The sequence below is a fragment of the Pseudomonas putida genome (genome assembly GCF_028682455.1).
GTDB classification, from domain to species: domain Bacteria; phylum Pseudomonadota; class Gammaproteobacteria; order Pseudomonadales; family Pseudomonadaceae; genus Aquipseudomonas; species Aquipseudomonas putida_AA.
The window spans coordinates 832,357-848,563 of the sequence record NZ_JANHLD010000001.1 but is presented as its reverse complement, the minus strand read 5'-3'; the positions used below and the strand labels follow the sequence as shown (position 1 = coordinate 848,563).

The following is a 16,207-nucleotide window of genomic DNA, read 5'->3' as shown; positions in this document are numbered from 1 at the left end:
CTTGTAGCCCCCTGCCCTAGAGATAATAACAATGAAACATCTACGGTTAAGCGCACTACCTACCCCCTTGCTCGGCCTGTCCAGCCTCGTCTTGTGCTGCAATGCTTCGGCGGACTTCATTGCCGACAGCACGGCCAACCTGGACATTCGCAACTTCTACATGAATCGCGACTACCGGCAACCGGGTAGTCCAGAGACCCAGGATGAGTGGACGCAGGGATTCGTCATGCATGCTGAATCCGGCTTCACTGACACGACCGTTGGCGTGGGGCTGGATGCCCATGCCGCGCTCGGCCTCAAGCTGGATTCGGCCCGCGGTCGTAGCGGCGACAACGGCATCCTCCCGCAGAGTGCCGACGGTACACCCGCTAATGAATTCAGCGAACTGGGCTTCACTGGAAAACTCAAAGTTTCCAAGAGTGTCCTGCGCCTGGGTACGCTTTATCCGACCCTGCCTGTGCTGAATTATAACTTCGGACGCCTGCTGCCTTCGAGCTACAGCGGCGGGCTGTTGACCTCGAACGAAATCGACGGCCTGACCGTCAATGCCGGTCGCATCACCCAGGCCAACCTGCGCAACTCCAGCAGCAATGACCGCATCACCTATTACCGCGGCGGGGTGGAAAGCGATCATTTCGACTTTGCCGGCGGCAGCTACAAGCTCACTCCCCAGCTGACCACCAGCTACTACTATGGCGAACTCAAAGACATCTATCGGCAGCATTTCGTCGGCCTCGTCCACACCTTGCCCCTGAGCCAAAGTGCGAGCCTTCGCACTGACCTTCGGTACTTTCGCAGCAACGACGACGGCATGGCCAAAATGGGCCGCTTCGCCAACAACAACCTCAACGGCATGGTCAGCCTGACCTTGGGTGGCCACAAGTTCAGCGGCGCCTACCAGCGCATTTCCGGTGCCGGTGAATTTCCATTCATCGGCAACGATCCCTATGTCGTCAACTTGTCCTTCTACAACACCTTCGCCCGAGAAGAAGAGGATTCCTGGCAAGCGCGCTACGACTACGATTTCGCGGCGCTGGGTATGCCAGGGCTGACCTTCATGACCCGTTACGTCAGCGGCGACCACGCGCTAGTCGAAGGCCGCGATCAAGGTACCGAACGCGAGCGCAACATTGAACTGACCTATACGGTGCAGAGCGGCCCGCTTAAGAACGTTTACGTGCAGATGCGAAATATCAGTTTCCGATCCGGAAGCGGACTAACCCGCGATGTCGACGAGAACCGCGTGCTGGTCGGCTATAAACTGGCGGTCTGGTAAACACAAAATAGGCGCGGGGCAATCCCGCGTCGACTGGCAGGAGCAAGGTTCACCGCCGATGGATTGCCGTGGGTTGTCAGCAATACCGCGTCGTCGTTCATCGCGAGCAAGCTTGCTCCTGTCCTACAGGCGGCCGAGTACTGCCCAAAGAGACACTGCGGACAAACCGGCCACCACCCCGCCCGTAAACAAAACCGACACGACGTCGGCCCGCAGATGGCCTGTAAGAATGGCGTTGGCGCTGCGCCGGTAGCGACGCCGCTGCGTCATCCAGATGTATAACCCGGCCAACACACTGAGCACCGCCAGCATCGCGCCCAGCCAAACCCGGGTTTGCATCCAGCGCAAGTAAAGACAGGCCACGACCCATAACACCAGCAAGGTGCGCCCCCAGGCCAGGGAGGTGCGTTCCGGCTGCAGCCCGGCGTCATTGTGCGGCGCCTGAAGGGGGGGCATGTCATGGCGACGGCGTGCCATGGCTCAATGCACCTGGCGCAACAAGAAGACGCCGATCAACGTCAGCGTCACCAATGCACTGCCGATCGACAGCAGCGGAACCAGCAACGGCAGTGGCAAAGGCGCCTTGTTGCGCAGTGCACGTTCAACGTTCAGCCAGCGCTGGCAGGCCGAGCCGCTGATGAGCATTGCCATCAGCAGCAGTGCAACCGAAAGCATCGTGCGTACCACAGGGGTAAACACATCCAGGGTGAAGGCTTGCACGGCGATACCGCCGGCCAACAGTGCCAGCGCGGTGCGGATCCAGGCCAGAAAGGTTCGTTCGTTGGCCAGGGTAAAGCGTGGATCGGGCTCACTGCCGCCCGCCAGCAGCCGTGAGGAGCGCGGGCCACGATCGATGCGCTCAATTTTGCTCAAGTCTTCCGGATGTGCCGTCATGATGCTGTTTGCCTGTTGAATGCCAAAACCAAAAATGCCCTCGACGGCAGTCTGCCGTGAGGGCCTTTTGCTGCCGCCATGGATAGGCTATACCGCCATTGCGGGATTACCGACCGGCGCAGTGGATGAAGCGCGGGCAATGGGATAACGCTCATCTTCCTTGATCATGTCCGCGGCTTTTTCGGCAATCATTATCGCCGGGGCGTTGGTGTTGCCCGAGATCAGCGTCGGCATGATCGAGGCATCGACTACCCGCAGCCCTTCAAGGCCGTGCACACGCAGCCGCTCGTCAACCACCGCTTCCGGACCGCTGCCCATTTTGCAGGTGCCGACCGGGTGGAAAATCGAAGAACCGTTGCGGCGTACAAAGTTGAGCATGTCCTCTTCTGTCTGCACCGACACTCCTGGGGTGTACTCTTCGGCGATATACCCGGCCATGGCCTGGCTCGCCGCGAGTTTGCGGGCCATTTTGAAACCGCGAACCATTGTCTGCCGATCTTCTTCGGTCGCCAGGTAATTTGGCTCGATCCACGGGGCGTCTTTCGGATTCTTCGAACGAATCCGCAATTCACCGCGACTGCTCGGCCGCAACTGGCACACCGACATGGTGAAGCCGGGCCACTTGTGTGGCTTGCCGGCTGTCATGTCCGCACTCAGGGTGCCGAAGTGGAACTGGATATCTGGCGTCTTTTCCTCCTCACGGCTCCTGGCGAACATGCAGCCCTGCTGGATACCCACCGACAATGGCCCCTTGCGCAAAAAGGCCCACTTCATGCCGATCAGGGCCTGCCCCCACAAGGTGCGCAATTGATCGTTGGTGGTGATCGGCTTGGTGCACTTGAACATGATGCGGATCTGCAAGTGATCCTGCAGATTGCGACCAACGCCAGGCAGCTCGTGGACGACGTCAATGCCATGTTGCTCCAGCACGTCACGTGGACCGATCCCGGACAGCTGCAGCAACTGCGGCGATTGCAGTGCACCCGCGCACAGCAGGACTTCCTTGCGTGCCCTTGCCGACACCGATTGCCCCGCCCGCTCATAAGCAATGCCGACCGCGCGCTTGTCGATCATCAAGACTTTGCTGGCATGAGCGCCGGTTTCGACGGTCAGATTCTTGCGGTCGCGGATCGGCTTCAGGTAGGCCTTGGCCGCCGAACAACGCCAACCGTTGCGCGTGGTGAGCTGGAAATAACCCACCCCTTCCTGCTGCGCGCCATTGAAGTCATCGTTGCGCGGCACCCCGATCTGGTTGGCGCCGCGGATAAAGGCTTCGACCAACTCGTTGGGCTCGCGCAGATCCGATACATGCAACGGGCCGCTGCCGCCGTGGTAGGCGCTTTCGCCGCGCTCGTTACATTCCATTTTCTTGAAGTACGGCAACACGTGGCTCCAGCCCCACCCCTGGTTGCCCTGCGCTTGCCAGTGGTCATAGTCCTGCGATTGCCCACGGATGTAGACCAGTCCATTGATCGAGCTACAGCCGCCCAGGGTCTTGCCCCGAGGCCAGTAGATCGGACGGTTGTCCAGCGCCGGCACCGGCTCGGTATTGAAGGACCAGTTATAGGTCGGGTTGAACATGGTCTTGCCATAGCCTATCGGCAGGTGAATCCAGAAGTGCCGGTCGTTCGGGCCCGCTTCGAGTAGCAGGACAGTGTGTTTGCCGCCTTCACTGAGGCGGTTGGCCAGGGCACATCCGGCTGAGCCTGCGCCCACCACGATGTAATCGTATTCAGGTGCGTTCACGGGTGTTCTCCTCGTTGGGTGGCCGGTAGCGCCCTGTACAGCCCCGCCTTCGCTATGTGAAAGCGGGCGGCTGCAGGCACTTCCTTGTTCAAGCCTTATTGTTTTTCGGAGTCGAGGCAGGGCCTCAGTTGAAATCCACTGCAACCCCTGGAGGGGGCGAATAACCCAGGTCACCACGGGCCACCACCGCGTCGCGGCCACCATTTAGTTCCAGTAACTCGGCCTGACGTTTCCTGGCGCGGGCATCCACGTCTTTCGCAATGCAGATGGTTTCCATCTTCGCGCGGTACTCGGCCACCAGTGCCTCGTTACCCGGGATCTCCGCCAGGTTGAGCAATTCTTCCGGGTCTTCCAGCAGATCGAACAGATGCGGCGGGTAATCGACGTAGTGAACGTACTTGTAGCGGTCGTCGCGAATCATGAAGGCTCCAGTAGCCGACCCCATTCCGTGGTATTCGGCAAAGGCCAGACGGTTGCCATCGGGCTGGTTGGCCAGTTTGAACAGAGACTCGCCCGACAGGGATTTCTCTTCTTCGGTGGGTGCGATGCCGACCGCTTCAAGAATGGTCGGGTAGACGTCGATATGGGTAATCGGGGTCTTCTTTTCGACGCCCGCCGGGATGCCGTCACCGGAGATGATCAGCGGTACGCCAACGGCTTCTTCGAACATCGTCGACTTTCCCCACAGCCCCCGGCTACCCAGGTTGTCGCCGTGGTCGCTGGTGTAGATGATCCGGGTGTCGTCGCGCAGGCCGCTGCCTTCAAGGGCGCTCATCACCTTGCCGATGTTCTCGTCGAGGAAGCTGACAAGGCCGTAGTAGCCAGCCAGGCCGCGCCGCACCTTGTCTTCGGTGTCAAAGAATTCGTCATAGGCGAAGCTTGAGGCGTAGTCCTTGATAAACGGATGCTCAGGGCGATCGGCCTTGTCGTAAAGCTTTGGCCAAGGCAGGTTGTCATCCAGGTAGTAGCGATAGAAATGCTCGGGCGGCGCAGTCAGCGGGAAATGCGGAGCGACGAATGAGACAAACAGCACCCAGGGCTTGTCCTGGTATTTCGGTGCTTCTTCACGCAGCCATGTCTGCGCCAGCGCAGCAATGTTGCGGTCGTACATCGTGTACGACGATTCACCTGGCCCGGCCTGCCCGGCCATTTTCCAGGCACCGCCGCGACGCGGCAGGTCTTCGCGAACCAGGCCCATCAGGTCGCCTTTGCCTTCGATGACATGCATCGGCACGATTTCCTGGCTAAAACCATTGTCGTCATCGATGGAGCGGAAGTGCAGCTTGCCGATCGAGACGCAATGTTGCCCTTCATCACGAACCCGGTGGTGCCAACTGGTGACCGAACCATCGTAGGGGTCGGCGTTGTCCCAGAAGCCCATCTGGTGGATGTAACGGCCGGTGGCGAAGGTCGCACGGGCCGGAATGCACACCGGAGAGTTGCAATAGGCCGAGGTGAAGCGGGTACCGCTGGCGGCAATGGCGTCCAGATTTGGTGTCTTGACGAAATCATTGCCGTAGCAACCGAGGGCTTTAGGGTTATGTTCATCGGACATGAACACGATGAGGTTCTTGGCTTTAGTCATTTTGCTCTCCAAAGCTAGGCAGCTACATAGCTTTTCACGGGGAAATTTTTTTACAGGTCCAGCACCAGCGTCGAACTCTTGGAACGGGAGCAGCAGATCAGCAGGTGCTCCTGTTTCTCGTCGTCGCTGAGGATGAAATCGCGATGGTCGGCCTCGCCATCGATAAAGCGAGTCTTGCAGGTGCCGCAGATACCGGCCTCGCAAGAGGTCTCGCAAGGCAGGCCGGCTTCACGCAGTACTTGCGCAATGCTCTTGCTGCTCGGTACATCAAGGGTCTGGCCGCTACGGGCCAGGGTGATCTGAAACTCAACTTCATTGGCGGTGCTGACGCTTGGCGGCGGTACCGGTGCGGCAAAGTGTTCGAAGTGCACCGTGCCTTCCGGCCAATGCTCAGCTGCCGCCTTGACTCCCGCCATCAGCCCGCCAGGGCCACAGCAATACAGGTGGGTACCGGGCTCGTGGTGCATCAGCAATTCGCGGATGTCCAGGCGACGGGCCGGATCACCTCCGTCGTAATGGATAACGACGTGCTCGCCGAGCAGGGACGACAGGCGCTCCTTGAACGCGGTGCGCTCAGGTGTCTCGCCACAGTAGTAAAGAATGTATTCGGCGCCGCTCGCTTCGAAATGCTCGAGCATCGCCATCATCGGCGTCACGCCTATGCCGCCGCCGATCAACAGATGCCGCTGCGCCTGGTCGACGACTGGAAAATGGTTGCGTGGTTCGGAAATCTGCAGCAGATCGCCGGCCTTGACGTTGCTGTGCAGGCTGCGCGAACCACCGCGACCACCGGCAACGTTCAATACACCGACGACATACCGGTCCCGCTCTTGCGGGCTGTTGCACAGGGAGTACTGACGAATGAAACCGCCGGGCAGGTGCACGTCGATATGCGCACCCGCGGTGAAAGGAGGCAACGGTTTGCCTGCCGGATCGACGAACTCAAAGGTGTTGATACCAGCGGCCTGGTTCTCGATGCACCGTACTTTGACTGTCTGCATGTTGCGCCTCGATCTTTTTTGTTGTCTGGGCGATGAATCGTCAGTGGGTCGGGCCTGAGACCCCAGGCCCGACCACCCCATCAACTCTTGCGGGAGAGCTGCTGATCGTCGAGTTCATCGAGACGCTGGCGCACATAGGCGTCGCGCTCGCTGGCCGGGAAACGGTCAGCGTCCTTCATCACACCGATGACCTTACGGTTGATTTCCATCAGCAACTCACGATCGTCACGGGCCGGATCACGGGGGATCTTCAACACCGAATCCTGGGAGTACATGGCCAACGGGTCATCGCTGTTGAGGTCGGCACGCCCCACCGGCTTGCCTTCGGCCAGCTTGCGCGCAGCATCGCGCAGCAACTTACGGCACAGATAGACACCGATGTCCGAACGACCCGGGTGCTCCATGCCGTGAATAGCGATTGGCCGCTGACTGACCAGTGCTTCCCAGTCGCCGGGTGCACGCTGACCTTCTTCATAGGTGCGGCTGCCAGTCTGCCCTTCGAGGAAGTCGATCTTGTCGACGCCACAATCTTCCTTGCAGCCCAAATGACGCGGGTCCACTTCATCATTGAAGTGACGCCAGCCGAACAGGATTGTGTTGGTATCGTCCACCGGCACATGCCAGCGGCTCATGGCGACAGTGGAGTGACGCTCTTCGGCCGCCGACGGCACCAGCGAGCCGATCTGGCAAAGGTGTGGGAACGTCATTTCGGTGATGCGGGTCCACACTTTGTCTTCACCGACACGACGCCCGGCGACGAAGGCGACGCCGTTGCCATCACGGGTCGGCTCCCAGTGCATGACCGGCATGTCGCCAAAGCCTTCCAGGGAGACGCCGGCGGAGGTTGCCGCGTCCACGCCTTCTACCGTCATGTTGTTATGCAGCACCGCCGTGTGCATGTGGTCCATGATGTTCTCGAACACCTGCAGCCAGTTGCAGGGGTAGATGTTGGAGAACGCTACCAGCTCGGTACCGGCCGGCTGGGTGAAGGACTCATACTCAGGGAACTTCGGCTTTTGATCCGGCGGGCCCATGTAGGCGAACACCAGGCCATGGCGTTCGAACGCCGGGTAAGCGGGTTGGCAGATGCTCTCTTTGAGCTTGCTATCTTGCGGCTCGCAAGGCGTTTCCATCAAGGTACCGTCTACGCCCCACTTCCAGCCGTGGTAGCAGCAACGAATGCCGTTCTCCTGGATGATGCCGAACTCCAGCGAAGCGCCGCGGTGGGCACAGTGGCGATGCAGAACACCGATGTGACCACTGCGATCACGAAACGCCACCAGGTCTTCACCGAGAATACGGATGGCCTTCGGCAGTTCGCCCAGCTCCTCGGATAGGCAGACCGGGTGCCAGAAACGCCGCATGTACTCGCCCATTTCAGTGCCTGGGCCGACACGGGTCAGCTCGGCATCTTCAGTCGGGATAATGTTGTAGTGGTAGCCACCGAAAGGGATGTTCTGCGCTTTACCATCTGCACGGCTCATAGTTCGATCCTCATCATTACTATTGTTTTTAGGGTTAGGATTACGACACCGACTAGAAGGAGCTTGCCTGGCTGACGAAGCGAGTCTGCAAGTAAGCATCCAGTCCTTCAGGGCCACCTTCGTGGCCGATACCGCTTTGTTTGGTGCCGCTGATGGGCGCATCAGCCAAAGCGGGGGTAAAGCAGTTGATACCGATCCAGCCGGCATCGAAGCCTTCACTCACCTCAGTTGCACGCTTGATCGACTGAGTGAAGGCGTACGCCGCCAAGCCGAAATCCACACCATTGGCGCGCTTCATGACTTCATCGAAGTCGCTGAACGGCATGATCGGCGCGACAGGGCAGAACGGTTCCTCATGCAGAATGCGTGACTGCGGATGCAGATCGGTCAGCACCGTCGGCTGAAAGAAATAACCGCGTTCAAACATCCGGCTGCCCCCGGCGGCGACCGTGGCGCCTCGCGCCTTCGCATCGGCAACCAGATCCATCGTCGACTCCAGGCGGCGCGCGTTGGCCAGCGGGCCCATGCTGACGCCGACTTCGAGGCCATTGCCGACTTTCACTGCGTTGGCGAACTCGACAAAGTGCCGGGTGAATTCTTCATAAACCCGCTCATGCACGAAGAAGCGACTGGCCGACACGCAGACCTGGCCGGCATTGCGGAACTTGAAGCCGGCACAGGCACGAGCCACGGCCTGCACATCCACATCGTCGAACACCACCACTGGCGAATGTCCGCCCAGTTCCATGGTCACAGGCTTGAGCTGTTTCGCTGCCAGGGTGCTGAGCAAACGCCCGACAGACACCGAGCCCGTGAACGAAACCTTGCGAGTGATTGGCGATGCAATCAGCCGATCGGACACTTGACTCGGTTCGCCGAACAGCATGTTGATCACGCCTTTGGGCAACCCGGCATCGATGAAAGCGCGGATGACTCCGACACAGGCACCAGGGGTTTCTTCGGCGGGCTTGACGATCACCGAGCAGCCGGCAGCCAGGGCTGCAGCCACCTTGCGCGCCACCAGCACGGCTGGGAAGTTCCATGGGGCAAAGGCCGCGACCGGACCGACCGGGCGCTTCACGGTCGTCTGCACCAGTTCAGGCTGACGCGGCGGCAGCAGACGGCCGTAGGCACGCTTGCCCTCCTCCGCACACCATTTGATCGTCTCGATTACCCGATCGATCTCTGCGCGGGCATCAGTCAACGGCTTGCCGTTCTCCAGGGTGAGCACGTGAGCCAGATTTTCTCGGCGCACCTGGATCAAGTCGGCGGCACGATTCATCAGCACCTGACGATCCCAGGCCGAGATAGTGCGCCAGATGTCGAAACCTTCCTGCGACGATGCCAACGCGTCCGCAATGTCCTGCTCACTCGCCAGTGGAAGATGGGCGAGTACTTCTTCAGTAGCGGGGTTGACCACCGGGAGGGTGCGCCGCCCCTCACCAGCGCGCCATTGACCGTCGATATACAGACCTAGCTCTACGTCATACATGGATCTTGCTCCTGCTGATTGTCTGAGCGGTAAACCGAGGGTGGCCAGAGTCATCTGCGCGCTGTTATTTTCACCCTTTTCAAAACTATATAGCTATAGCTTTATCGGTGTCAAATTCTTCACCCAGGATTTTTCCGCAACCTGTACAGACGGCAGAACGCTTTGGTGCGGCGAGACATGGAGAAAGGTGCGGGGGGCTTCGTGGGCTAACGGCCCAAGGGTCGAGTGCCTGATGACCAAGCAACGTCGTTGCCGCCCGGTCACTTGGGCTGGTCGAGTCGGCCATGCGTTCATCGTCTGGTTAGCGTAGGCAGAGTGAGCTGTTCACAGCGCGGCGGGCAGCCGAAGCATTAGCGAGGACGGCATAGAGATTGGAAGATTCAAGGTGAGCAAGCTTATGAGCGAGATGAAACTGATCAGCAAGCAGCAGGATATGGGCCGATTGATGCACAGGCACAACTGGCAACGGCCACATCAATTCAACGGAGTGCTGGCACCCGGCGTGGTTGAGGAAAAACTTAACGCAGTGCCCGGGATTAGTTGACCACTACACTACGACCTGGTCCGCTCGCCCAGCACCTGCGCCAAGGGCGCTAAGCTACGTTCAAGTGCTGCATTGAGCAGCACCTGACGCGCAGCGGTACTCAGCCAAGAGGTCCGCGTGCATGGATCTGCTGGCTCGTTCTGGTGCTTTGGCTCAACCGCCAGCGACCAGCTTGGTTGCCTCCAGCGCCTGGCCGGTCCGCCCATAGACATCCTCCAGGCGCTCGATGTCGTCCTCGCCCAGGTAGCTGCCGGACTGCACCTCAATGATCTCCAGCGGGATCTTGCCGGGGTTGGCCAGGCGGTGCACCGAGGCGATCGGGATGTAGGTGGACTGGTTCTCAGTAAGCAGGAACACCTTGTCGTCACACGTCACCTGGGCGGTGCCGGATACCACGACCCAGTGCTCGGCGCGGTGGTGGTGCATCTGCAGCGACAGCTGCGCGCCGGGTTTCACGGTGATGCGCTTGACCTGGTGACGTATACCGTTGTCCACCGAGTCGTAGCAGCCCCAAGGACGATTCACCGCACAATGGCTCTGGGTTTCCGAGCGTCCCTTCAGATCCAGGCTGTTGACCAGTGCTTTGACGTCCTGAACCGAATTCTTGTGGACGATCATCACCGCATCCTTGGTTTCTACTACCACCAGATCGTCTACACCGACCAAGGCCACCAGCTTGCCGCTGCTGTGTACGAAGCTGTTGCGGCTGTCGTGGGTCATCACATCACCCTTGAGCACGTTGCCGGCCTGGTCCTTCTCATGCACGTCGCACAGGGAGGACCAGTTGCCCACGTCGTTCCAGCCGGCGGCGAGCGGCACCACGCAGGCGCGGGAGGTCTTCTCCATCACCGCGTAGTCGATGGAGTTGTCCGGGCAGCACTCGAAGGTGTCAGTATCGATGGTCATGACATTGCCGCAGCGGTGGCTGCGCTCCAGGGCCAGCGCACAGGCGTCGTAGATGCCCGGCTCATGCTTGAGCAGCTCGTCCAGATAACGGCTGGCACGGAACAGGAACATGCCGCTGTTCCAGTAATAGCCACCCGCGCGGACGAGCTCGCGGGCCAGTTCTGCATTGGGCTTCTCGACGAAGTGGCTGACCCGGTAGGCACCGGGATGCATGGCGCCGGCGTCACCTGCGCGGCTCGCCTTGATGTAGCCGAAGCCGATATCGGGCCGCTCGACCGGGATGCCGAACAACACCATCTCCCCTTCCTCGGCCGCCGTACGTGCTACCTCCAGTGCCTGGTGCAGCGCCGGCTTGTCCTCGATCACATGATCGGCCGGCAGCACCAGCATCAGTTCGTCGCGGCCTTCGGCCAGCAGTTGCAAGGCGGCCATAGCCACGGCCGGCGCGGTATTGCGGCCGAAGGGTTCGAGCAGTATCGAGTGCCCCTGGACGCCAATCCGCTCCAGTTGCTCGTTGACGATAAAGCGATGCTCCTGGTTGCACACGATCAGCGGGCTCTGCATACCTTCGAAGGCCAGGCGCTGCAGGGTCTGCTGGAACAGCGAGAACTCGCCGGTCAGGGCGAGGAACTGCTTGGGATACTGCTTGCGCGAAAGGGGCCACAAGCGGGAACCACTACCACCAGAAAGAATTACCGGAATCATGGGAGACGCCTCCATTAAAGTTCCATTTCAAATTATTACTTGTCCCCGCCGAGGCCCTGCCTCGGACTGCCGGGAAAGTGGATGCATCGATGCGATCAGGGGTTGAACAACTGAGTGACATCCCCTCCTAGCCGATAGGTCTCCAGGGGTTCCAGGGAGCGCCGCCAGGCGTCGGTCTCGGCCGAGCAGCGATAAAGTGCACAGTAGGGCTCCAGCCAGGCGAACTTGCCGTCCTCCTGCAAATCCTCCAGCTCCTGCGGGTAGCCGGTCCGGGCCTCGAAAAGGCGCGGGTTGTGCACGCCCGTTTCGACCCGCCGGGCGAGCCGCTGCAAGGCACCGCCGTTGTCGCCACGCAGGTCTACTCCATTGGCCTGGGCGAATGCCGAGATCATCATCAGCGGCCCCAGGCTGTAGTTGTGGTAAGCCAGTGCCCGGGTGTGCCGGGACAGTTCCAGCGGCAGGTAGCCCTCGACGTCGACCTGTTCCACACCATGGCGGTACTGCTCGACCGCCCAGTCGAACAGGTCCTGGCGGTCGAGCACCACGGCACTTGCCATCACCGCCCAGGCGGCCCAGTACTGGTGGTTGTTACGTCGCTCGCGCGGTTGCTCGTTCCAGTCCTGCACCACCTGGTCGGCGAGCCGGGCGAACCACTGCTCGATGGCGCGCGTTTCGGCCTCATGCCCACGCAAGGGTTCGGAGCCGGAGAACTGCAGCCGCAGATAGGCGGAGGACAGACTTCCCAGCGCCCATTTGCGCACCGACTTGCCGGTGTGGTTGTAGTTTCGGCTGAGCAGCGCGTCGGCTTCGGCCCATGTGTTCAACCAGGCCAGGGCGCAGTCGGCGTATTCCTGACGGCCGTCCTCCAGATACTTGCCGACCAGTTTGCTCACGCCGCTTTCCAGCGCACGCACCTCGCCGGTCAGCCGCTTGTAGCGCGCCGCGGCCTGCGGGTTCAGCTTGTCCCTGGCCGAGTCCGAGCCTTCGTACTTGCTCGGAAACTGCAAGTCGCCCGTGTAGGGCTCGGGTGCCCCGGCACAGGCCGGCTTCTTGCCCGTGGGGGGCGGCGCGGCCAGGTAGAAGCCGCTGGGCGGCACCAGGCGGGCACCAGCGTTGTCTTCCAGGGGCTTGCTGCAGCCGGCGACCAACAGCAGGCCCAGGCCGGTCAGCGCCATCCGCGAACAGATCAGGCTGGGTTTCATAGCCATTCCTCAGTTGGTCGCGACCGGACGCTTGACCCAGGCCGGTGACAGCTTGTCGGCGGAACCGGTGACGAACAGGCTGACCACTTCGCCGCGCTCCAGCACCAGCGGGTCGAGGTCACGAATCTTGCGGTCGCCGGCGTACAGCGTCAGGCGCACCTTGACCGGGTTGATCTCGCGCTCGCCTCGGGCATTGGCCGATACCGGGCGGATGACCTCGGTACGACCGTCGGCGGTTTTGATCGACAGGGCGGTGTCGGAAAGATTCTGCAGGCGCAGCAGCGACTTCTGGCGATTCTTGAACGGCGGCTCCTCCACCAGCTCCAGCTTCCCACTCGGCATCTGCACCAGTGTGTAGTAGCGCTCGGCGTCGAGCTTCACGGCCAGGCTCTTGCCGTCCGCGCTGGCGGTGTAGCTGCCGGCCGGCAGAAAGGCGAAATCGCTGCTGCTCTTGGCGCCCAGGTCGTTGATGCGGACAGGGCCGAGGTTGGCGTCAAAACTGCTGCTTGCGGCGTTGAAGCCGCGCACGAAGGCCGAGCCATTCGGTGCCGCCGGACCGTAGAGCGCCGCTTCGTCAGCCATTGCCCACGGGGCGGACAGGCCAAGCAGCAGGCTGCCCAGGCGCAGGGTGTAGGACATCGAGGAAAAAAGGGACATACAGGTTCTCCTAAGGTTGCAGGATGGGCTCAGGGCCGGTGGCGGTTTGCAGCGCTGCGCGGCTAGCCGCTTTCTCGTCGTTGCGCAGCCGGGCGAGCCAGGCCGCGTCGAGCTTGGACAGGTCGCTGGGTAGCATCAGATAGCGCTCGGGAAACTCCCAGATCACCAGGCGCAGCCCGGCGAGCTCTTTATCCCCTTGCTGCAGCAGATTCAGCATGGGCACCAGCGGGCCCCTGCCCTCCTCGGCGTAATTGAGCAGATCGCTGCCCAGGGCCTGTTTCAGGGCACCGGCGAAGTTCCAGTTCGCGTTGGCGCTGTAGCTGGTCCCGACCAGGGCGATCGCCGGTTGGGCGTCGACGAACAGCGCATCCTCGGCGCTTTCCTCCTGCCCCTCGGCGGCCCGGGTCAGGCGCAGGCGCAGCTGCTCGGCCGGTAGCTGCCGGTCGGCGAAGTACGGCTCCAAGGGCAGGAAACTCAGCAGGTCACCTTTGTGCTCCCGGCTGTCGACAGCCTCGGTGACGAAGGTCTGGTCGCCGTGCTGCCAGATACCCTGCCGCGCCAGATGCTCCGCCAGGCTCCTGGCCGCGACCTCTGCGCCGAAGGGAGTCCAGTGGGTATCGGTGCGCAGGAACACCGGTTCCTGCGCCTTTGCCTGCCGCAGGGCAGGCAACAGATCCGGCCCGTTCACCCCGGTTTGGCGCATCATCTCGTGGGCCATTGGGTACAGGCGCTGCTGGGCCAGCGCGGGGCGATCGTCGTTCAGATGCTCCGGATAGAGCCGGGCCTTGGCTGGCAGGAGCGCCAGCACCAGCGTCACCCCACGACGCTCGAGTTCCAGCCGTACCGCGTTCACCAACCGCCAGTTGTCCTGCAACTGATCGGGTTGTGTCGCAGGCTTGAACTCCTCGTCCGAGAAGAGCCAGCCGTCCTGGCCGATGACCACGCCCTGGCGGCCTTCGCCGAACAGCGTGTAGCTCGCTAGCGCCCAGAGGTTGGTGCCCAGTTGCTTGACCGGGAATTCGGCGTCGTAGTGCTTCTCGAAGGCCTGCGTCAGTTTGCCGTCCAGCACGCGGGTTTCGCTGGCTGCGGAAAAGCCGAATACCGCGCGCAGCGACCACAGGCACAGCGCCAGCAACAAACTGCAGAAAAGCAGGCTGTAGAGCAGGTTCAGGGTTCTGTTCATCGTCGGTTCCCTCAGAACTGGAAATACAGGAAGGGCGAGAAACTTTGCGCCGAGAGCTTCAACACCGAGACGGTGAACAGCAGCAGCACGGCAGTGTGGAAGGCCACGGTGCCGATCCGCAGACGCGCCACGGCGGCGCTGCCGTTGGCGTTGATGGCGATGCCGTCGTGGTCTTCGCGGATGCTGGCTTTGGGTGCGCCGGCCAGCGGCTGGGCGTGGAACTGGCGGATGCCGAAGATGGCCAGCACGACATAGGCCAGCACCAGGGTGGCGATCTGCAGGCTGGTCAGCTGGGCGCGCAAGAGCTCGGAGAGCTGCCAGTCGGCAAAGCTGAACATGGCCGCGTACATGCGCCAGGCCACGTCGAGGTTCTCGGCGCGAAAGATCACCCAGCCGATCACCACCAGCAGGAAGGTGAAGGCCCACTTCAGCGGGTAGAGCACCCGTGGTGCGGCATCCACGCCCAGGGCGCGCTCAATGGCCAGCCAGGCGCCGTGCCAGGCGCCCCAGAGGATGTAGGTGAAGTTGGCGCCGTGCCACAGGCCGCCCAACAGCATGGTCAGGAACAAGTTGCGGTAGGTCTGGAAGGTGGTGCCGCGGTTGCCGCCCAGGCTGATGTACAGGTAGTCGCGCAGCCAGGTGGAGAGGCTGATGTGCCAGCGTCGCCAGAACTCGGTAATCGACTGGCTGATGTACGGCTGGTTGAAGTTCTCGATGAAGCGAAAGCCCATCATCAGGCCGAGGCCGATGGCCATGTCGCTGTAGCCGGAGAAGTCAAAGTACAGCTGCGCGGTGTAGGCCAGGGCGCCAAGCCAGGCGTCGCCCATGCTGGGGTCGGAAAGCGCAAAGCAGTGGTCGGCGATGGGCGCGATGCTGTCAGCAATGAAGACCTTCTTGATGAAGCCTTGCATGAAGCGCGTACAGCCTTCGGCGAACTTGTCCACTGTGTGGGTACGGTGGTTGAACTGGTCCACCAGGTCGCGAAAACGCAGTACCGGGCCGGCAATCAGGTGCGGGAAGATCGCCACAAAGGCTGCGAAGTCCACCAGGTTACGGGTGGCCGGGGTGTCGCCGCGGTAGACGTCGATGATGTAGCTGATGGACTCGAAGATATAGAACGAGATCCCGATCGGCAGCAGGATGTGCGTGAGCACAAAGGGCTCCATGCCGAACGAGGTAATGATGGCATTGAGGCTGTCGACGCCGAAATTGGCGTACTTGAAGTAGCCGAGGACGCAGAGGTCCACCGCCACGCCGAGGAGCAGCCATTTCTGCGCCGTTTTCGTGCGCACCCCGGCCGCGCCGATGCGCAGGCCGATCCAGTAGTTGAACACGGTCACCACCGCGAACAGCGCCAGAAAGTCGATGCGCCACCAGGCATAGAAGATGTAGCTAGCGACCAGCAATAGCAGGTTTCGATAGCGCGTCCCGACCAGGTAGTACAAGCCGAGGAAAATCGGCAGGAACAGGAACAGGAACACGTTGGAAGAAAAGACCACGCCCTCAATCTCCGTTTGAATGATCATCGTTGC

Annotated in this window: 14 protein-coding genes; 2 read left to right on the top strand and 12 right to left on the bottom strand. The window is 61.3% G+C overall.

Annotated elements, in window-relative coordinates; all coding sequences use genetic code 11:
• Window positions 1–31: 31 nt before the first annotated feature.
• On the top strand, window positions 32–1,276 hold the full coding sequence (locus NPS58_RS04235) for an OprD family porin (protein ID WP_274113803.1): 1,245 nt from the start codon (window positions 32–34) through the stop codon (window positions 1,274–1,276).
• A gap of 123 nt (window positions 1,277–1,399) precedes the next feature.
• Here the strand turns inward: NPS58_RS04235 and NPS58_RS04230 are convergent, their stop codons facing one another.
• From NPS58_RS04230 to NPS58_RS04200, 7 genes are all read right to left on the bottom strand, one after another.
• Window positions 1,400–1,753: a DUF202 domain-containing protein gene (locus NPS58_RS04230; protein ID WP_274113801.1), complete on the bottom strand. Its 354-nt coding sequence runs from the start codon at window positions 1,751–1,753 to the stop codon at window positions 1,400–1,402.
• A 3-nt stretch (window positions 1,754–1,756) separates the two neighbouring features.
• Window positions 1,757–2,170, bottom strand: coding sequence for a YidH family protein (locus NPS58_RS04225; protein WP_274113799.1), 414 nt, complete (start codon window positions 2,168–2,170; stop codon window positions 1,757–1,759).
• 87 nt (window positions 2,171–2,257) lie between these two features.
• Complete coding sequence (locus NPS58_RS04220) at window positions 2,258–3,916, bottom strand: GMC family oxidoreductase (RefSeq protein ID WP_274113797.1); 1,659 nt, start codon at window positions 3,914–3,916, stop codon at window positions 2,258–2,260.
• A gap of 124 nt (window positions 3,917–4,040) precedes the next feature.
• Window positions 4,041–5,501 carry a sulfatase-like hydrolase/transferase gene (locus NPS58_RS04215; RefSeq protein ID WP_274113795.1) on the bottom strand — a complete coding sequence of 487 codons (1,461 nt, stop codon included), beginning with the start codon at window positions 5,499–5,501 and terminating at the stop codon, window positions 4,041–4,043.
• A gap of 50 nt (window positions 5,502–5,551) precedes the next feature.
• On the bottom strand, window positions 5,552–6,502 hold the full coding sequence (locus NPS58_RS04210; RefSeq protein ID WP_274113793.1) for a PDR/VanB family oxidoreductase: 951 nt from the start codon (window positions 6,500–6,502) through the stop codon (window positions 5,552–5,554).
• Between the two features lie 80 nt (window positions 6,503–6,582).
• Window positions 6,583–7,986, bottom strand: coding sequence for a Rieske 2Fe-2S domain-containing protein (locus NPS58_RS04205; RefSeq protein WP_274113791.1), 1,404 nt, complete (start codon window positions 7,984–7,986; stop codon window positions 6,583–6,585).
• A 52-nt stretch (window positions 7,987–8,038) separates the two neighbouring features.
• Window positions 8,039–9,478 carry an NAD-dependent succinate-semialdehyde dehydrogenase gene (locus NPS58_RS04200; RefSeq protein WP_274113788.1) on the bottom strand — a complete coding sequence of 480 codons (1,440 nt, stop codon included), beginning with the start codon at window positions 9,476–9,478 and terminating at the stop codon, window positions 8,039–8,041.
• Window positions 9,479–9,875: 397 nt separating this feature from the next.
• On the opposite strand from NPS58_RS04200, the gene NPS58_RS04195 reads away from it, so the two are divergent.
• Window positions 9,876–10,022 (top strand): hypothetical protein, encoded by a 147-nt coding sequence (locus tag NPS58_RS04195; protein WP_425313020.1) that lies wholly within the window; start codon window positions 9,876–9,878, stop codon window positions 10,020–10,022.
• A 153-nt stretch (window positions 10,023–10,175) separates the two neighbouring features.
• On the opposite strand, the gene NPS58_RS04190 is transcribed toward NPS58_RS04195, so the two are convergent.
• The 5 genes from NPS58_RS04190 to NPS58_RS04170 all read right to left on the bottom strand — a co-directional run bounded on the left by NPS58_RS04190 (window position 10,176) and on the right by NPS58_RS04170 (window position 16,174).
• Window positions 10,176–11,633, bottom strand: coding sequence for a mannose-1-phosphate guanylyltransferase/mannose-6-phosphate isomerase (locus tag NPS58_RS04190; protein ID WP_274113786.1), 1,458 nt, complete (start codon window positions 11,631–11,633; stop codon window positions 10,176–10,178).
• A 95-nt stretch (window positions 11,634–11,728) separates the two neighbouring features.
• Window positions 11,729–12,835 (bottom strand): mannuronate-specific alginate lyase, encoded by a 1,107-nt coding sequence (locus NPS58_RS04185; protein ID WP_425313019.1) that lies wholly within the window; start codon window positions 12,833–12,835, stop codon window positions 11,729–11,731.
• A gap of 9 nt (window positions 12,836–12,844) precedes the next feature.
• On the bottom strand, window positions 12,845–13,492 hold the full coding sequence (locus NPS58_RS04180) for an alginate O-acetyltransferase AlgF (protein ID WP_274113784.1): 648 nt from the start codon (window positions 13,490–13,492) through the stop codon (window positions 12,845–12,847).
• A 10-nt stretch (window positions 13,493–13,502) separates the two neighbouring features.
• Window positions 13,503–14,675, bottom strand: coding sequence for an alginate O-acetyltransferase (locus NPS58_RS04175; protein WP_274113783.1), 1,173 nt, complete (start codon window positions 14,673–14,675; stop codon window positions 13,503–13,505).
• 11 nt (window positions 14,676–14,686) lie between these two features.
• On the bottom strand, window positions 14,687–16,174 hold the full coding sequence (locus NPS58_RS04170) for an MBOAT family O-acyltransferase (RefSeq protein ID WP_274113782.1): 1,488 nt from the start codon (window positions 16,172–16,174) through the stop codon (window positions 14,687–14,689).
• Window positions 16,175–16,207: the final 33 nt, after the last annotated feature.